This is a genomic window from Stenotrophomonas sp. SY1 (assembly GCF_021202945.1).
Classification (GTDB): Bacteria; Pseudomonadota; Gammaproteobacteria; order Xanthomonadales; family Xanthomonadaceae; genus Stenotrophomonas.
Window position 1 is genome coordinate 665,406 of record NZ_JAJOYR010000001.1, and the last position, 17,205, is coordinate 682,610.

12 protein-coding genes, 1 tRNA gene and 1 pseudogene are annotated in these 17,205 nt (G+C 62.0%); 5 read left to right on the forward strand and 9 right to left on the reverse strand.

Annotated elements, in window-relative coordinates:
- Window positions 1–27: 27 nt before the first annotated feature.
- The 4 genes from LR961_RS02660 to LR961_RS02675 all read right to left on the reverse strand — a co-directional run bounded on the left by LR961_RS02660 (window position 28) and on the right by LR961_RS02675 (window position 4,408).
- The gene (locus LR961_RS02660; RefSeq protein ID WP_232146877.1) at window positions 28–1,527 is read right to left on the reverse strand and encodes a PH domain-containing protein; all 1,500 of its coding nucleotides are present in this window, start codon (window positions 1,525–1,527) and stop codon (window positions 28–30) included.
- Window positions 1,524–2,039: a PH domain-containing protein gene (locus LR961_RS02665; RefSeq protein WP_232146878.1), complete on the reverse strand. Its 516-nt coding sequence runs from the start codon at window positions 2,037–2,039 to the stop codon at window positions 1,524–1,526. Before LR961_RS02665 ends, LR961_RS02660 begins: the two co-directional genes overlap by 4 nt.
- Before the next feature lie 244 nt (window positions 2,040–2,283).
- Window positions 2,284–3,414, reverse strand: a complete 1,131-nt coding sequence (ribA, locus tag LR961_RS02670) for a GTP cyclohydrolase II RibA (protein ID WP_232146879.1) — start codon at window positions 3,412–3,414, stop codon at window positions 2,284–2,286.
- 73 nt (window positions 3,415–3,487) lie between these two features.
- A complete protein-coding gene (locus LR961_RS02675; protein ID WP_232146880.1) occupies window positions 3,488–4,408 on the reverse strand; it encodes a lauroyl acyltransferase in 921 nt (306 codons plus the stop codon).
- A 63-nt stretch (window positions 4,409–4,471) separates the two neighbouring features.
- On the opposite strand from LR961_RS02675, the gene dtd reads away from it, so the two are divergent.
- The 4 genes from dtd to LR961_RS02695 all read left to right on the forward strand — a co-directional run bounded on the left by dtd (window position 4,472) and on the right by LR961_RS02695 (window position 9,282).
- Window positions 4,472–4,912, forward strand: coding sequence for a D-aminoacyl-tRNA deacylase (dtd, locus tag LR961_RS02680; RefSeq protein ID WP_232146881.1), 441 nt, complete (start codon window positions 4,472–4,474; stop codon window positions 4,910–4,912).
- Between the two features lie 92 nt (window positions 4,913–5,004).
- Window positions 5,005–6,858 carry an RNA polymerase sigma factor RpoD gene (gene rpoD / locus LR961_RS02685; RefSeq protein ID WP_232146882.1) on the forward strand — a complete coding sequence of 618 codons (1,854 nt, stop codon included), beginning with the start codon at window positions 5,005–5,007 and terminating at the stop codon, window positions 6,856–6,858.
- A gap of 758 nt (window positions 6,859–7,616) precedes the next feature.
- The gene (locus tag LR961_RS02690) at window positions 7,617–8,879 is read left to right on the forward strand and encodes an outer membrane protein transport protein (RefSeq protein WP_232146883.1); all 1,263 of its coding nucleotides are present in this window, start codon (window positions 7,617–7,619) and stop codon (window positions 8,877–8,879) included.
- A gap of 327 nt (window positions 8,880–9,206) precedes the next feature.
- Window positions 9,207–9,282, forward strand: a tRNA-Ile gene (locus LR961_RS02695).
- A 69-nt stretch (window positions 9,283–9,351) separates the two neighbouring features.
- On the opposite strand, the gene LR961_RS02700 is transcribed toward LR961_RS02695, so the two are convergent.
- Window positions 9,352–10,539: an integrase gene (locus LR961_RS02700; RefSeq protein WP_232146884.1), complete on the reverse strand. Its 1,188-nt coding sequence runs from the start codon at window positions 10,537–10,539 to the stop codon at window positions 9,352–9,354.
- A 38-nt stretch (window positions 10,540–10,577) separates the two neighbouring features.
- Here LR961_RS02700 and LR961_RS02705 point away from each other — a divergent pair.
- Window positions 10,578–10,835, forward strand: a pseudogene (locus tag LR961_RS02705) (SOS response-associated peptidase family protein); the annotation flags it as partial.
- On the opposite strand, the gene LR961_RS02710 reads toward LR961_RS02705, so the two are convergent.
- From LR961_RS02710 to LR961_RS02725, 4 genes are all read right to left on the reverse strand, one after another.
- Window positions 10,832–11,608: a DUF5677 domain-containing protein gene (locus tag LR961_RS02710; protein ID WP_332311008.1), complete on the reverse strand. Its 777-nt coding sequence runs from the start codon at window positions 11,606–11,608 to the stop codon at window positions 10,832–10,834. The pseudogene LR961_RS02705 and the gene LR961_RS02710 sit on opposite strands and share 4 nt — an antisense overlap.
- A 1,161-nt stretch (window positions 11,609–12,769) precedes the next feature.
- Window positions 12,770–14,284 carry a DUF1254 domain-containing protein gene (locus LR961_RS02715; protein ID WP_232146886.1) on the reverse strand — a complete coding sequence of 505 codons (1,515 nt, stop codon included), beginning with the start codon at window positions 14,282–14,284 and terminating at the stop codon, window positions 12,770–12,772.
- A gap of 30 nt (window positions 14,285–14,314) precedes the next feature.
- On the reverse strand, window positions 14,315–15,583 hold the full coding sequence (locus LR961_RS02720; RefSeq protein WP_232146887.1) for a DUF1214 domain-containing protein: 1,269 nt from the start codon (window positions 15,581–15,583) through the stop codon (window positions 14,315–14,317).
- Window positions 15,584–16,778: 1,195 nt separating this feature from the next.
- A complete protein-coding gene (locus tag LR961_RS02725) occupies window positions 16,779–17,177 on the reverse strand; it encodes an autotransporter domain-containing protein (RefSeq protein WP_232146888.1) in 399 nt (132 codons plus the stop codon).
- Window positions 17,178–17,205: the final 28 nt, after the last annotated feature.

Here is a 17,205-nt window from a genome sequence, read left to right on the forward strand (position 1 = left end):
TCCCTCTCCCCTTGCGGGAGAGGGGGCTTACCAGCGCAGTTTGCGCCGCGCCATTTCCTTCACCAGCTGCTGCATCAGGTCGCGCGCCTGCTGTTCTTCCAGGAAGCGCAGCTGCAACGGCGGCGCACCGAAGGCACCGGCCGTATCCAGCGTCAGCGTGGCAGTGCCGAAACGGTGATCCAGCGGTGAGCGGTCCAGGCGCAGGGCCTGGAGTTTGTCCAGCTCGGCAACACGCCACCAGCGGTTCCACCAGCCACCGCGCACCGCAACCCGCCGCGCGTCGATGCTGTAGCCGATGCGCGTGACCTGTCGGTGCGCCTTGAACGCCGACCACGGCAGCCACAGCAGCGGCAGCAGCCCCCATGGGCCAGTCTCATAGGTGAGCAACGCGGCCAGCAGCCCGGTCACGATCAGCGCCGGCAGGCACAGCCGCCACCAACCGCGGGTGGAAACGGCATGCCATTGCTGCGGTGGCCATTGCAGCTGCGGCAACAGATGTTGCAGCAACCCGTCGCAGGCCTCCGGCGTGGCGACCGGAGCCAGTTCCTTCAGCGCGCGCCCATCCTTTTCCTGATTGCCACCGCTGGCGATGTCCACGCGCAGCTGGCGCCGCCCGAACAGACGGTGCAGGGCGCTTTCGCGCAGGGTCCAGGCCTGGATGCGGCGCCGGGCGACGCTGGTGCGCAGGCGGCTCAACAGGCCGCGTTCGACGGTCAGGCGCTTCTCGGCTTCGCTCAAGCGGAAACCGTAGTACTGCACGATCGCCAGCCCGATCGAGAGCAGCTGCATCAGCACCACCATCACCAGCAGCGCGAACACGCCGCTGGCGATCAACGTGGAAGTGTCCAGTTGCAACTGGCTGGCGTAGCCGGTCATCTGCCGGCCCTGTTGATCGATGAAGTCTTCCAGCGCGTTGCGCGGCAGCATCTGGTAGCCGGCACCGATGGCGGCGGCAATCACCACCAGGGCGCGGTTGGAAATCAGCCCCTGGCGCACGATTTCGGGCAGCGACAGCGTGAGCAGTACATCCGGCGCGGGTTCGGCCGGTGCATCGCTGGCGGCGGGCTGGCTGCCGCGTTGCCGGATCAATCGCTCCAGCTCCAGTGCCTGCTCCAGCTTGAGCACGCGCATCTGCGCTTCAGGCTTGTCGCCAGCGGCCGATTCCAGCCGCAGCTCGGCCACGCCGAACAGGCGATGCAGCAGATTCTGGTGCACCACTACGTTGTGGATGCGGGCGAAGGGAATCTCGCGCCGGGTGCGTTCAAGAATGCCGCTGCGGATGACCAGTGCATCGCTGCCGATGCGGTAGCGGTAGGTCAGGTACTGCAGCACCGCACTGGCGACCAGCGACACGATCACCGCCAGGGTCAGCCAGTGCGCATAGGGAAACTCGTCGCCCTGGCGGCGGCTGCCGAAGAACAGCAATGCCACCAGCGGCACCAGCAGTTGCTGGATCTGTTGCTGCAAGGCGAACAGCCACGACCAGGGATGCAGGCGTTGTTCGTCGGGAGCGGGGGCGTCGATCACAGCGCGTCGTCGTCGTGGTCGAGCTGGCGTGCCAGCCGGTCGCGCAGGCGCTCGGCATCGGCCTGCTCAAGGCTGGGGACGGCGACGGTGTTCATGCGGGTGCCGGCGGTATGCACGATCAGCGTGGCCAGGCCGGCGGCGCGTTCCAACGGGCCACGGCGTAGATCCAGATGCTGCACACGCGAGATCGGCACGTGGCTTTCGCTCTGCCACAGATGTCCGCGACGAACGCCAAGCGCCTGGGCATCCAGTCGCCAGAAGGTGAGGCGGTGGCGGCGCCAACCAAACCAGGCGCCGAGCAGCAGGCCCGCCACCATGCCGGCGCAGCCGGCCAGCAGCCAATGCGGGTAGCGCGCCACTTGGGCGAGGATGCCTGCGGCCAGCGTCAACGGGATGGCCATGGCAATCCCGCCGCCGATGGCAGCGAACACGGCGCCGCGCGCTGGCAGCGATTGCCAGTCCGTTTCGTGGGCGGGGAGGGTTTGTTCGGGGAGCGCAGGAGGTTCCGTCATGCGCAGACTCTAGCCGTTAGCGCAGCAGTGCGTGAAGGCCGGGAGTGGGTGTATTGGAATCTGGAGCAAATGCACCCCTCCCCAGCCCTCCCCTTCGCCTGCGGCGAAAGGGAGGGAGATAAGCAAGAACGTCGGCGCACGATGTGCTGCTCTTGGCCCCTCCCTTTCGCAGTAGGCGAAGGGGAGGGCTGGGGAGGGGTGCTTTCAGCTTGCCGCTTCTGCTCCGCTCCCTTATTCCTTCACTTCACTGCGCAGCCATGATCAGCGCATCGACATCCAGATGATGGCCCGCACGTTCGGCCTTGGTGCGCAGGTACTGCTCGTTCTCGGCAGTGATCTCGCCGGTCACCGGCACGCAGCCGACCACTTCGATGCCGGCATTGCGCAGGCGCTGCACCTTGGTGGGGTTGTTGGTCAGCAACTGGATGCGCTGCACGCCCAGGGCGCGCAGCATCGCCGCCGCGCTGCCATAGCGGCGCTCGTCGGCGCTGAAGCCCAGCTGCGCATCGGCATCGATCGTGTCCAGCCCTTCGTGCTGATAACCGTAGGCGCGCATCTTGGCGGCGATGCCCGTGCCGCGGCCTTCCTGGTCCAGGTACAGCAGGATGCCGCCGCCCAGTTCCTTGAGCGTGCGCAGGCCACGCCGCAGTTGGTCGCCGCAGTCGCATTTGAGCGAACCGAACAGGTCGCCGGTCAGGCATGAGGAATGCACGCGTACCGGCACCGCGCCCTGCAGGTCGGGCGTACCGACAATCACCGCCACCTGGTCGCGCTGCGCCACGCCGCCACGGAACACGGCGAATTCGCTCATGCCCACGTCGCGCAGCGGCACCGGCGAGCGGGTGACCAGTTCGTAGTCCTGGCCAGCCTGGGCAGCGCCGTGCGTGAGATCGTCCAGGCTCAGTTGCAGGCAGCCATCGAACTGGCTGCCGCCATCGCCCAGTTCCACGGAGATCATCGCCGGCAGCAGCAGGCCGAGCCGGGCGATCTCGACGCTGGCGGCATCCAGGTCGTTGCCGGCCGCACTGGCATCGTCAGGCGCGGTTGCATCACGCAGATAGGCCAGCGCCGGCAGGCTGGCGAAGTCACGCCCGGCCAGGGGAACGTGGATGCCGTGCGGCGCCTCGATACCCAGCGTCTGCGCGCGTGGCGCGGTGAGGAACAGGTAGTGCTGCTGGCCGGCGGCGCGGGCGAACCTGTCAAAACTTGCCGGGGTGCTGCTGTCCAGCGCGGAGGTCGCCAGCCGACGGTTGCCGTCCACCACCACCACCACCGGGCGGCCCGCGCGCAACTCGGCGGCGGCCCGTTCGCAGGCGATGGCTGCGGTTTCGGCGAACAGGGAAGGGCTGTCGGTAAGGTTGGGGGAGGTGTTCATCGGGGACCTTATGGGGGCCGCCGGTCGGGGATTCAATCGACGGAACCGGTGACGCAGTGTTGCAGCGGGCGTGTCAGTGCGGGTGCCTGGCGGTGGCGTAGGGGTCGTGCTCGCCGCTGCCCGGTGGGCGCAGCGTGTAACGCTTGTAGGTCCATTGGTACTGGCTGGGGTCGCGTCGGGCAATGCGTTCGATGCCGGCACTGAGCGTAGCGGCGGCAAGTTGCAGGTCCGGGTCGCCGATCTGCGCCGGAGCCGGCTCCACATGCAGGGCGAACTCGAGGTTCGGGCCGATGCGCTCGCACCAGGCGTACAGCACCGTTGCGCCGGTGCGCTCGGCCAGGCGGTTGACCAGGGTCATGGTCAGCGCCTGGATGCCGAAGAACGGCACGAACACGCCATCGCCGTTCTTGGGCTGCTGGTCGGGCAGGATGCCGGTGGCGCCGCCGTCCTTGAGCACCTTGAACAACTGCCGCACCGCCGGCCCTTCGGCACGCACCTGGCGCACGTTGTCGCCGCCGCGGCACAGCTGCAGGAATTCGTCGCCGACCGGGTTCTCCGGCGGCGCGTAGACGATGGCGATCGGCCCGCGCGAGGCCAGCCATTGGTTCAGCAACTCCCAGTTGCCAAAGTGCGGGGCGACCACGATCACCCCCTTGCCCGAGGCCAGCGCAGCGTCGTACAGCGCCTCGCCGTGGCGCTCCTGCAGGTGCCGGGACAGGTTGCGGGCCGGATCATGGGTCCACAGGTACAGCGTTTCCATCGCCTGGCGGGCAGTGGTGCGCAGTACCTGGCGGTGCAGGTACTGGCGATCGGCCTCGGACAGCTCCGGGTAGGCCAGTTCCAGGTTGCGGCGGGTAACCCGGCTTTCACGGGCATTGATCAGCCGCCACAGGCCCGCCACCGCATCGGCCAGCGTCCGTTGCAGGGCCCACGGCAAGTGGGTCAGCAGGGCGGCGGCGCGGTAATAGAGTTTGGCGGTGGCGTGCGGTTTCATCCCTACAAGTCTAGCCGCTGGCGGCCGGTGCTATCGTGCCCGTTTGCCTTGTCAGGACCTTGCATGCTTTCACTGATCCAGCGCGTTTCCCAGGCCTCGGTGAGTGTTGACGGTGAGGTGGTCGGCCAGATTGGGGCGGGCCTGCTGGCATTTGTCGGGGTCGAACCGGAAGACAACGAGGCGGGGCTGGCGCGGATGGCCGAGCGCCTGCTGGGTTACCGGGTATTCGCCGACGAGGCCGGCCGGATGAACCGCTCCCTGCGCGATACCGGCGGCGGCCTGCTGCTGGTCAGCCAGTTCACCCTGGCCGCTGACACCCGTTCGGGCATGCGCCCGAGTTTCACCTCGGCGGCCCCGCCGGCCGAGGCTGAACGGCTTTTCAACCAACTGGTGGCGATCTGCCGCGAAAAGCACGTGCCGGGGGTGGAAACCGGCCGATTTGGTGCCCATATGGTAGTCAGCCTGGTCAATGACGGGCCCGTAACCTTTCTGCTCAGACCGTAACGCGCCGTGGAACCACCGTCCCGGCAAGCGTTATGCTGCGCTGGTATAATGCTAGGTTCCCATTTCCTTACAGCCGGTGGCGCGAGCATTACATGGCCAACGAACGTCCTGCCCAGCAAAACGACATCAAGCTTCTGATCAGCAAGGGCCTGGAACAGGGCTACCTGACCTACGCCGAAGTCAATGATCACCTGCCCGACGACATGGTCGACCCGGAGCAGATCGAAGACATCATCGGCCTGATCACCGGCATGGGCATCGATGTCCACGAAGTTGCCCCCGACGCCGACACGCTGATGCTCAGCGACGGCAACACTGGTAACCGTGAAGTCGATGACACCGCGGCTGAAGAAGCCGCCGCCGCGCTGACCGCGCTGGATACCGAAGGTGGCCGCACCACCGACCCGGTGCGCATGTACATGCGCGAAATGGGTACGGTCGAGCTGCTGACCCGCGAAGGCGAAATCGCCATCGCCAAGCGCATCGAAGAAGGCCTGGGCCAGGTGCAGGCTGCACTGGGCACCTTCCCGATCGCGCTGGAAACCGTGCTGGCCGATTACGAAGCGCACAAGGAAGGCAAGAAGCGCCTGGCCGAAGTGATCGTCGGCTTCAACGACCTGGTCGAGGAAGAACCGGCCCCGGCCGCTTCGGCCGATTCCGATGACGCCAACAGTGACGACGCCGAAGCCGATGAGGACGAGGACGATGTCGCCGGCGAGGAAGACACCGGCCCGACCGGTCCGGATCCGCTGGAAGTGGCGCGCCGCATGGAACTGCTGGCCAGTGACCTGGCCAAGTACAAGAAGGCGCACGCCAAGGGCGATACCAAAGCACAGGCCAAGTTGCGTGAAGAGCTGTCGGCCACCTTCGTCACCCTGAAGCTGCCGCTGCCGCTGACCGACGTGCTGGTGCGCCAGCTGCGCGAGACCATGGGCCAGATCAAGGCCCAGGAACGCCGCGTGCTGCACCTGGCCACGGTCACCGCGCGCATGCCGCGCAAGGATTTCATCCGCTCCTGGGAAGGCAACCAGACCAACCTGGAGTGGGTGGAAGACGCGATCAAGCGCAAGCAGAAGTGGTCCTCGGCCCTGCGTGACGTCAAGGATCAGATCGTTGCCGAACAGCAGGCCACCATCGACCTGGAAAAGACCGCTCAGCTGTCGCTGGACGAGCTGAAGGAAATGAGCCGCGTGATGGCCTATGGCGAAGCCAAGGCGCGCAAGGCCAAGAAGGAGATGGTCGAGGCCAACCTGCGCCTGGTGATCTCCATCGCCAAGAAGTACACCAACCGCGGCCTGCAGTTCCTCGATCTGATCCAGGAAGGCAACATCGGCCTGATGAAGGCCGTGGACAAGTTCGAGTACCGCCGCGGTTACAAATTCTCCACGTATGCCACCTGGTGGATCCGCCAGGCCATCACCCGTTCGATCGCCGACCAGGCGCGCACCATCCGTATCCCGGTGCACATGATCGAAACGATCAACAAGTTGAACCGCATTTCCCGCCAGATGCTCCAGCAGTACGGCCGCGAGGCTACGCCGGAGGAGCTGGCCAAGGAAATGGACATGCCGGAAGACAAGATCCGCAAGGTGATGAAGATCGCCAAGGAGCCGATCTCGATGGAAACCCCGATCGGCGACGACGAGGATTCGCATCTGGGCGACTTCATCGAGGACACCAATGTGGAGTCCCCGATCGACAACACCACCAACATCAACTTGTCTGAGACCGTGCGTGACGTACTGGCCGGCCTCACCCCGAGGGAAGCCAAGGTGCTGCGCATGCGCTTCGGCATCGACATGAACACCGACCACACGCTGGAAGAAGTGGGCAAGCAGTTCGACGTCACCCGCGAGCGCATCCGCCAGATCGAAGCCAAGGCGCTGCGCAAGCTGCGTCACCCGAGCCGCTCCGAGCAGCTGCGCAGCTTCCTCGACATCGACTGATCGTCGCGTCGTAGAAGCCGCAAGGAAACATGAAAACCCCGCCGCAAGGCGGGGTTTTTCTTTGCGCGGGCAGCCACAAACGTGCCGGCCCACGCGGGTAGAGCGGAGCCATGCCCCGCTGCTTTGCACAGCCGCATGCGGGAACGAGAACAGCAGCACCTGGGCTTCGCAGGCCGGGATGCCACGACGTGCGGTTTCGGCAACGTGCGCGCAGCAGGTTTCATGGTGCGTGGATTTGATTCCAGCACTGCCAGTGCCACTCCCGCCATCGTTGGGGAGCATCATGCGCGGCATCGTTCGGCGTACCTGCAAATGCCGGGTACACAGGCCGGCCAGCCGAGGCACGGTGCGCATGATTTCCTGCATGACCACAGCCGTGGAGTGCAGCATCGCGCCACCGCACATACACGCCAGCACCTGCCAGTCCTTGATTGGGAAACGCATCGTTTCATTGCACGCCGAGGCCGCGAAAGATCGATGCAGGCCTGGGCATGCGGGCTGCTTCTGGCGTCTTCCATCGTGTGCATGTGATGCGTGCATGCCGGTTGCATCTGCGTTGCATGCGGGTTGTGTGTGCAGTTCCGGAACACGTGCTCTCGTGCAGTAATGCTGCGCGTGACATCACGCTCGTCGCATACATGAGCGCTCGGAATATCCAAACAATCACATATCAAAGGAACGCGGAAACGGCCGGGTATAGCTTCGAGGGCAGGCGATGACGCAGATCGCCGTACTGCATCTCCCCTTTCGAGGCTGTCATGAACGTCCGTACTCACGCTTCCCTTCGGCTTGCCGCAGGCATTGCCGCCTTGCTGGCCCCAGCCTTCGCTTCGGCCACCAATGGTTATTTCACCCACGGCAACAGCGTCAAATCCAACGGCATTGCCGGCATCGGCATCGCGCTGCCGCAGGATGCATTGGCGGCGGCATCCAATCCCGCAGGTACCGTTCTGGTCGGTGATCGGCTGGACCTGGGCGCCACCTGGTTTGCGCCGCGCCGCAGTGCAAACATCATCGGCAACGCGTACGGCGCGGATGCTCACTACGACGGCGATGACCGTGAGAATTTCGTGCTGCCTGAAGTGGGCTACACGCGAGCATTCGGTGATCGTTACGCCTGGGGTATTGCGTTGTACGGCAATGGCGGCATGAACACCGATTACGGCCAGAACCCATACGCGCGCTTTGGTGCGAGCGGCAAGGCGGGGGTGAACCTGGAGCAGATCTTCATCACGCCTTCGCTCGCGGTGAAGCTCAACGAGCGTCATTCGCTGGGCGTCGGCCTGAACCTGCTGTACCAGCGTTTCGAGGCCAAGGGCATTGGCTTTTTTGGTGCGCTCTCGCAATCGCCGAACAACGTCAGCAATCGCGGTACCGACACGTCCACCGGCGTTGGTGTGCGGCTGGGCTGGAACGGCCAGCTCAGCGACAGCGTGACTGTCGGCGCCACCTGGTCCTCGAAGATCAAGGCCAGCGAGTTCGACAGGTACAAGGGCCTGTTCGCCGACAACGGCAGCTTCGATGTGCCGGAGAACTACGGCATCGGCATCGCGTTCAAAGCCACCAACGCTGCCACCATCGCCGCCGAAGTGCAGCGCATCAACTACAGCGATGTGCGGTCGGTTGGCCAACCGCTGGCACCGCTGCTGCAAGGTGTGCCACTGGGTGCATCCTTCGGGCCGGGGTTTGGCTGGGACGATGTCACCGTCTACAAGCTTGGCGTGCAGTACACGCTGACGCCTCAACTCACGGTGCGGGCCGGTTTCAGCCACAGCGACCAGCCCGTGCCGGAGACGCAGACCTTCTTCAACATCCTGGCGCCGGGGGTGGTGGAGAACCATGTGACGCTCGGTGCGACATGGACCACGCGGCAAGGCAACGAGGTGAGTGGCTATCTCGCCCATGCTTCGTCCAAGCGTGTTGCTGGCAGCAATTCGATTCCCGCCAACTTCGGCGGCGGTGAGGCCGACCTGAAGTTGTCCGAAAACCTGCTGGGCGTGTCCTATGCGTGGACGTTCTGAGCGGGCGCGGGAGTCGCCGAGCGCGCCCCACGCTTGTGTCTGCGGGTGCACTGGCGTGGCTGGCTCAGCTGCGCTGACCTCGCCGCCGGCGTGCAGGCCAGGGGCATTTCCGCGTGTGCGATAAGCGGACCGGGCACGGTCAGCGCCGGCATGGTTGATCTGTGCGCTGACTTTCTTCGCGCGCGTAGAGACCAAGGCCCGGACCCGCTCCCGATGCGGGGCAAGCCCGGTGTGCCGGCCGGATGCTGGAATGCCAGCGGACTGGCCCCGAGTGTTGTTACAGCATGGCCGTCGACGGTGTCGTCCACTACACTGTGCCGTCACTGCGGGCCTATAGCTCAACGGTTAGAGCAGAGGACTCATAATCCTTTGGTTTCAGGTTCGAATCCTGATGGGCCCACCATATAAAACAGGCACTTAGGCTGTCGCCCAAGTGCCTTTTTTGTGGCCGTGGAAAAATTGGTGGAAAAATTCAGCGTGGTTTAGGCGTATCGACCACTGGTAGTTCATGGTCATAGCGATCTGTCGTTTCGGGTGTCACGTGCCCTGCAGCGTCCTGTTTGTCACCCCGGTTCCCGGCAGTGTCGGTGATGCCGCGATGCTTCAAGCCATGCAAAGAAAAGCGCTCTGCTTCGGTTATGACCTTCACCCGGATGGCTTCGCGAATGAAACGTTGCCACACGGTGTCTAGGCTCGATTTGCGCATGGGGTTGCCGGTTTGTTCAACCAGTAGAAACCTGTCTGACGCCTGCAACGGAATAGCAAAGCCACGGCCAGGGCGATTCCAGATGGCTTTGCGCCGGTCCACCAGCGCATTCCAAGCAACCGTGGTTTGCTCGTCCCAGCGCGTTACGTTGTCGCGGGAACCCTTGCGCCGATTGCTGTGGATGCCCTCATCGAGCCTATGGGCATCAGTGAGCGTGCAAACCTCAATGCCGCGAAGACGGACGCTGTAGGCCAATACCATCACGGGGACCAGATAAGATGGAAAGCTGCCTTTCGTGTGTGGGGTTAAGGCCCCCCGATCGCGCGCGAACTCAAGCACGCGCCGGTACGTGTCAGCCGTGGGCATCTTGAAAGCCTTGGCCTCTTTGGCCTGGCGCACTCCGAGCGCGGCGTTTTGCTTGCAGATGCCATGACGCACGCCCCAAGCGAGAGTGCGCCGGAGATAGCGAAAGAGGTGGTTGGCTTTCGATGGCGTTGCCGGGACTGCAGGTTGACGGCGTGTTGCGGGCCGACCCATGGCGTACGTTTCAACCAGACGCTGGACAAGCGGTGTTGTGACTCGTTCTACGGGAAGCTGGCCAAGGAGACTGCCATCCTTCAGCGCGTACTGTTCCAGTGCTGAGGCATACCCCTTGTAGTGCTTCTGTGTCAGCAACTCCAGCTCTTTGAACTCCAGCGATTTGTGGAACCTGTCGAACAAGTGCTCTAGCGTTCCCACAGTAGTGCCCGTGGTGCGCTTCTCCATGATTTCGTGAAGCTCTGACAGACGAGCGGTGGCGCTAGCCACCGTCACCTTTACATCACGACCACCTTCAGGGTGGGGAGCGTAAACGAACCAACGATCACGCTCCCAGTAGATACCGCGTGGCAGTGCTTCCTGCTCAATGTGCCCCGGAATCGTGGGGTTGAACTTCCTTTTTCTGCCACGGCTCATCAGATCAGATCCTCTGGTTTCTGCTCATTCTCGGCAGCGACCCGATGTTCGTCGCGTGCCTCTGGGCGAACTGGCAAGACCCGGAGGGTGTGGAACCCGACATGCTTTGCTTCGCGGCCATCACTGACGATCCCGAGCCAGAGGTGGCGGCGGCAGGGCACGACCGGACAATCATCAACATCAAGCCGGAGCACATCGAGGCCTGGCTCAATCCAGATCCCGCTGATCTCGACGCCCTTTTTGGGATCTTCGATGACAAGCGTCACCCGTTCTACGAGCACCGCATTGCCGCTTAGGCCTTCCGTTCACGGTTGTCGGGAGATTCTGACTCTATGCTTGGCGCCGGCGCCAAGCCAGTGATCGCGTCATACAAACGGCCGATCTCTGCTTGGTGATGATCGAACCTGCCGTCGGGAAGATAGACGACCGACTTCAACGCGCCCATTGCTCTCATAACTACGAAACTGGCGTGCGACAGCAGCAGGAAAGTGGTGTCCTCTGGGACAGGTTCCCGGTAGGTCATACCCCGTTCGCCTTGATGGCGATATGCCAAGGCAGTGAGATCGTTGTGCGCGAAGCTGCAAAGCATCGAGTACGGGCCGACCAGGGATTTCAAGCCTGCAAGTGCAAAGTCATCCACCTGGGGCCGCTTGTCGCCGCGAAACTCGTTGTGCAACGGCTGATACCTCGCCATGCATTCAGCGAGCCGCCCCTCAAGCATGACGCGTTGGCTCGCCGACAGTTCGGGGGACTCCAGCATTCGATCCAAAAAACGCTTCTCGCCAGCTGCTTGGGCGTACTTCATGCGGCCCAGGTGGTCGGCCTGCGTCGCCAGCAGTAGCAAGTCTGTCAGACCTTCCAGCATCGAGCGGACGTGTCCCGCTGCATGGGTCGCCAACCCCACCTGAACCAATCGCGTGGCAGCCTCGTACTGTTCCGCAAGGGTTAGAAAAAGCGCGCATTGCGGCCTACCAGGCGGCCTCGTAGGGGGGCGCATTTCGGAAATGAAAGCGCTGACGGCGCCGACCATCTCTATCGACAGGGTGACTAGCGTTTGTGGTTGGGACATACCGGGTGGCCAAGTAGGTTCGTCACAGTGTGCCCGAGTGCATCGACCATACGAGAATCTGTGCGAGCGGATGGCGCGTGCAGTTCACACCCCGGCGAGCGCACTCGTCTCCCCGCCACGCCTGCGCGCTTCATAGGCCTGTTTTCCTGCACCCCCTGCAGTGGCCGCTGGGGCACGCCCTGTATGGCGCTGCGTGCGATCTGGCGGCCCGCTGGAAACCTGCGGATCCCTGCACCGAAGGGGGCACGGCTGCGCGGCGTATGGCCCCGCTGCAGGCTTGCCCCGGTGGGCAAATTTTTTGGCTCGGGTCGGGAAAGAGGTAATAAGGTAATAAGTGCCGGAAAAGTGGTCGAAGTGATTGATTCTAAAGGCGCAAAAATATTACCTCAGAGGGTAATTAGAGGTAATTTCTCAGACGGCAAAAGGTTATGTCATTGATTTGTAAGGGATCAGACTTCCAAAAATATTACCTACCAAAAAGGTAATTCGATTACCCCAGTATTACCCTTTTATTACCTTTGAATAGTTGATCTATCTATCTGTTTTATATGGAAATTGCGCCTGAATTTTCAGCGTATTACCTTTATTACCCTTTCCCCGACCCGAGCCAATTTTTTTCTATAAGGGTGGTTGAGGAACCTTTGATGGCTCTATCCCCCTCCCTCATCTGCCCCGTCGTCGCCTCTTGTTCCTCGGTGCCGAAGGCCTCGTTGACGGGGCGGCTACAAGTGCGGAGGGAGGCTGGCCAAGTGTCCGTCCGGCGTGGACCTGCTCGATGCGCTCACGCCACTTGGTCGACCAGGCGCAAAGGAAGCGCATGCCGGCATCCATGTCGTTGTGGAAGGCGTGGCAAAGGTGAGGGGTGCCCACGTTGCGTTGAGATCTGACATGGCCGTTGGCCAGCGGCGTTACCAGGGCAATCATGCGGCCGTGCAGGAATAGCCCGTGGCCATCGACCCATGGGCGAAACTCAAAGTGTGGCGATAGGTTCATGCCCGGACTGTGGGCAGCTTGCCGCTCAAAGAATGAGATGCAGGAGCTTGAGGAGCCACTTCGCTACGCTTTCACCGGTTCGCGGCAGGCCAATCGAGTGGAACAGGGCAAGCGATGTTCTGTTTCCGGCCAGTAGCAGACATATGTAGTTCCGGTCGGTCGTCACATTCACTTGTCCAAACGCATCACCTCTGGCAGCACATACCCACCATTTAGAATGGCGACCTCGGGAACATAGGCTCGTACGATTAGTGCGAACTGGTCTGCTGGCGCAGGTAACCAGTTGGCCTTTCGTGAACTGTCCACCGGCTCGTCGCTGGACAGATAAATAGTCAATGATCCGTCTTCGTCGAAATGCAGTTCATTGGCATCCATATTGACGGTACCAATGTTGTGCCGACCGTTCGGCGTCTGGGGCATCATGTAGTAGTCCTTGTCGTACATTGTCAGTGACCAGAACCCCCCGCGCGCGCGATCAACTGGCGGAAGCTGGCCTTTTTCGAATCGCATCATGTATCGATAGCGCCCTTGCAGCAGCGCGCCGTCCGAATCTGTGCCGCGAATGAAGTAGGTCGCCTCTTCGAAATCATTAACGTAAATGTAGATCACCGCCGCCTGGGCCCTGCCCAACCAATCTGTGCCCCATCGGCCACCATTTAGTTGCCGCTGCCAGCCATTGCCAACATCGGTGCCGACCTGCTCATAGCGCGCACTTTGGAATAATTCTGCGTCCGCAGCGATTGCGATCCGATCAAGCAGGGCACGCCAGCCTGGGTCGCGTGCGCGCAGTGCGATCAGCGTGCGAGCCTGCTGCGCCATCGCCGCATCGGCGGGTCCAACGTCGGGGTTGGCATCCAAGGCCTTGATCAGGTCCTCCCAGAAGCTTTCACCATGAACCGGACGCTCCCGCAGCATGTCAGGATCGGTGGCCAGCAAATCGGCAGTGATACCTGGCGGGTACACCTTGTTGCGGGCGCTAGCTTCGCAGTCGAAACGGCGCCGCCCCGGCGCGTCCTCACTGAGCGGCGTTACACCCATCTGGTTGAGCACCAAGCGTGCCTGCTTCTTAGCTTCCGGCGTGCGCGCGGCAAAGCTCCTGGCCATCAGCACGGCGATGTTCGTAGGAGAGTGCAGTAGGTCAATAAAGCCGGCGGGCAAGTCGCCCTGCCATCCCGGTGGAACCAGCAGGTATTTGCCCGCCGGAGTGTGTGAAGCCGAGCCGAGTTGATGTGTCACGGTGGTGAAGGCATCGACGATCTGGATGGTCCAGTAGTGCCCCGGCGGCACGTCCTCGGGCGTCTGAACCACCACCGGTTCCTCAGCAAGGTCTGCAAAGCACGCGCCGTACACCGTGTCGTTGTTCGGCGTTACAACCTTGCGTTGCGCAGCCGGCATATAGTCATCAAGGTATCCCATGTGGTTCTTAGGCGAGCCCGGGAAAAGGCCCATCGCCATTCCTGGGCCGTGGCCTTTCATCAGTGTCCAAGTGCTTGTGCGCCTGAAAGTGTTCACGAGTGGGTGCCCCCATACATAGACCACGCGGGCGAGGGCTTCTGCATAGTGCTCGTTCGCAAGCGTCGCGGGCACGCCCGCGCCGTTCCCCAGATCCGGGTGCGCAGGAATGAAGGCACCAACTTGTACCGCGCCGGCTGGATGTCGACCGCCGAAAGTGCTAGTGCTCATGCCGTTCTCCGTTCTTAGTCGTTGTGCGCGTCATACGCGCTTGATCAATTCCGGCGGGTAGTAACTGCCATCAACTACACCGCCGCGCGGGCCATAAAAGCGGAACGTAAGGCTCCAAGGCTTTCCAGCACCCGTCGGCAACCAGTTGGCGTCGGGCGCATCCAGGGGCTTCTCTGGCGCAAAATAGAGAGTTAGCGATCCATCCGGACTCTTGACCACACCGGACTCTTTGTTCAGCAGGTAGCGATTCAATGAGTTGGGAAGTACCCGGCGATGCCCCCTGTCGACCGCGATCACTGACCAAAAATACTTCGCGAAAGTTTCTGGCAGCGCATCCGGGGGGAACGTCAATGTGTAGCTTCCCTCTGCTTCCAGTGGTGCACCGTCGCTGTCCAGCGCGCCGCGGTAATACAGCACTTCCTCGAATACATTGGCCCAAATACCGCCGAAATTGACCGTACTTCGGGTCAGCCAATCCTTGCCCCAGTGGCCGCAGCATGCCGGCCGAGCCCAGCCATTCCTGATCGTTCCTCGGCCGATATATGGCGCCGCCTCGGCGAAGTCTTTGAACGCCCTCGCGCGCACGACGCTGTCCACGTGCTTTCGCTGTGCGGAATCGCGGACAGCCGCGGCGATGCCCCGTACATTTGCCTGCAGTTGATCCAACAGACTGGCATCGGGTACTTGCAGCGCCAGTTCCGCCGAGTCGAACGCTTCCACTCCTGGAAGTTCCTCCATGTCGAACATCACCGTGCGGGGAATCTCCGGCAACGCAGGCGAGCCCTGCATCTCGAACGTGAATCGGTGCTGCAACGCGATGGCTTCATCCCAGTCCGCCCCCAACTCCACCCGCAACAGCACCCGCATAACTTTCGACGGCACTTCCACGCGCTGCGCGCCAGCAGGAATCTCCAGATTGCTACCCGCCAAACAGATGGCGAATAGCCCTTGGGGGTGGGCGGGATATACGCGCTCATTGAGGTTCGCCACGGTCTCCCCCCACCCATCGAGGAACTCGACCACGTAGTACCGTCCGCGTATTTCGGGCACGCTGACTAGCAGGAAGCTGTGCTCGTCCAGCGCAATCCACGCTTCGGAATAAGCGACGTCGAGGTTGGGATTCGGCCAGTCAACCTGACCGGGCTCCCGATGTAGCAGGGAGTTCCACTGCAGTCCTTCCTGGTCGAAATCGATCTGCTGCTGACGAGTGATCAGCAGTCTTCCTAGCAGATAGATATAGGCGTCGCTGATATCTTGGTCGGTCATGCCGGACAAGGTTTGGGCCGATGACTCAGCCATGACGTACTCCCATAGTGCCGTGCAGGGACTATCTCCGAAATCGGGCGATCGGGGGAGCGTGGTTCTTCTGTTGATCAGTAAGTAAAAATACCCAATCCCACCATCATGTGCCGGCAGGCCCCCACCTAGTTCTGCCATAGACCTGTCTACCGAGGCGACGTAGCGCTAGCGCAGTCCGTGCCATCGCGGAAAGCAGCATTGAATCGCTCAGCTCTTTCTGGACAGCGGAGGTCTGCTTTGGGTCGGTAGCGGCAGTCGAGGCTGCTTTGCCCATGGCCTCTGCCAACTAGCAAGGGCCAACGAAGACTGGGCGGAGACGGGGAAGCAGGGGGTGTGGTGAGCTGGAAGTTGTGGAAAAAATCCAGCCTGCACCGCGTACTATCAAGCACTTGAGCGGACCGCTTTGGAAAAAATAACGCAGGTAAGCGATTGATTCTGCGGAATAGAGGCATTGCCTCATAATCCTTTGGTTCCAGGTTCGAATCCTGGTGGGCCAAGAAAAACAGAGAGTTACAGAACAGAAATGCGCGCTTGTGCATAGTTTGGCCGGTTTGGTCAAACTATGAGATTGCGAAAGCAATATTTGGCCGGCGAGCTAGCTGTGATCTCTCCGCGGGTTGTTCATCCAGGGGCTTTCCGGAAGATGGTGGTTGCCGAGTCAAGCCGGCCCCTAGTGGCCAGGCTGAAGCTGCATAACCCTGTTCGATTGGCCCCGCGCGATAGAGGAGCGTGTGCAGATTTCTGTGTGGACGGTTTTTTGAATCGTCCTCGCTTTTGTACGCAGCTCGCATTCGGGGGGTATGTTCTCTCTTGGCCGCAGGGCGTCATGCGACCCAAAGCGGACATCAGAGGAAAGGCCTACTCGGTTGAAGAACGGGTGGTCTAACTCACCCGATCAAGGTCGCGACCGCCGGGACAAAGCCGGGTAACGCACCTTTGGACACAGCCTTTGTGCGTCCGGTTGTACGTCGGCTTGTTGGCCGGACCTAGCGACCCTAAGATCCACCCTTATCATGGGGACAGCTCACCACGCCGATATGAAGATTGGCGACAACGAATCGAATGGTTTGCATTGACCGACGAAGACATCAAACAGATATGCGCAGGGACAGGGTGCATGCAGAAAGCCAGCCATCGGGAGCGCACGAGCATCAATGGGTGACCTGAGAGGCTAGGTAATGGCTTCCTGTGATCTCTACCAGTTCGCGTGGATGCCGACTGTTCTTTTCCATGAGCGGCGGTCGTCAACCCGGCCCTGCAGGTACCCGAGATTCCCCTGGACGAAGAGGTTACGTTCGATCTCGCCCGTGAGGCCGATCTCCACCTCCCACCAGGTGCCGCCCATGTCGGCGCGGAAGGGAATCCATCCATCATTGGAGGAAAATTCGGTGATGGGGTTACCCCTGAACTCGTGACGGACGCTGATCCGGGTCCTTGCCGTGCTCTCGCGGACCGCATTATCCGCATCGGCGTGGTTCCAATTGCGCGATAGACGGCCACTCAGCCTGCCAACAAGCGAAGACCGTCGGTCTTCATCGCCGGAAGATCGAGTAGCTCTTGGCTTGATACAAGTCGCCTGCAGTACGTCATCCACGTACCAGGGATGCTCGTCGGCACCGTAG

Coding starts and splice junctions, on each gene's coding strand:
- LR961_RS02665 (WP_232146878.1), bottom strand. CDS start 2,039: ATGACGGAACCTCCTGCGCTCCCCGAACAAACCCTCCCCGCCCACGAA.
- ribA (WP_232146879.1), bottom strand. CDS start 3,414: ATGAACACCTCCCCCAACCTTACCGACAGCCCTTCCCTGTTCGCCGAA.
- LR961_RS02675 (WP_232146880.1), bottom strand. CDS start 4,408: ATGAAACCGCACGCCACCGCCAAACTCTATTACCGCGCCGCCGCCCTG.
- dtd (WP_232146881.1), top strand. CDS start 4,472: ATGCTTTCACTGATCCAGCGCGTTTCCCAGGCCTCGGTGAGTGTTGAC.
- rpoD (WP_232146882.1), top strand. CDS start 5,005: ATGGCCAACGAACGTCCTGCCCAGCAAAACGACATCAAGCTTCTGATC.
- LR961_RS02690 (WP_232146883.1), top strand. CDS start 7,617: ATGAACGTCCGTACTCACGCTTCCCTTCGGCTTGCCGCAGGCATTGCC.
- LR961_RS02700 (WP_232146884.1), bottom strand. CDS start 10,539: ATGAGCCGTGGCAGAAAAAGGAAGTTCAACCCCACGATTCCGGGGCAC.
- LR961_RS02710 (WP_332311008.1), bottom strand. CDS start 11,608: ATGTCCCAACCACAAACGCTAGTCACCCTGTCGATAGAGATGGTCGGC.
- LR961_RS02715 (WP_232146886.1), bottom strand. CDS start 14,284: ATGAGCACTAGCACTTTCGGCGGTCGACATCCAGCCGGCGCGGTACAA.
- LR961_RS02720 (WP_232146887.1), bottom strand. CDS start 15,583: ATGGCTGAGTCATCGGCCCAAACCTTGTCCGGCATGACCGACCAAGAT.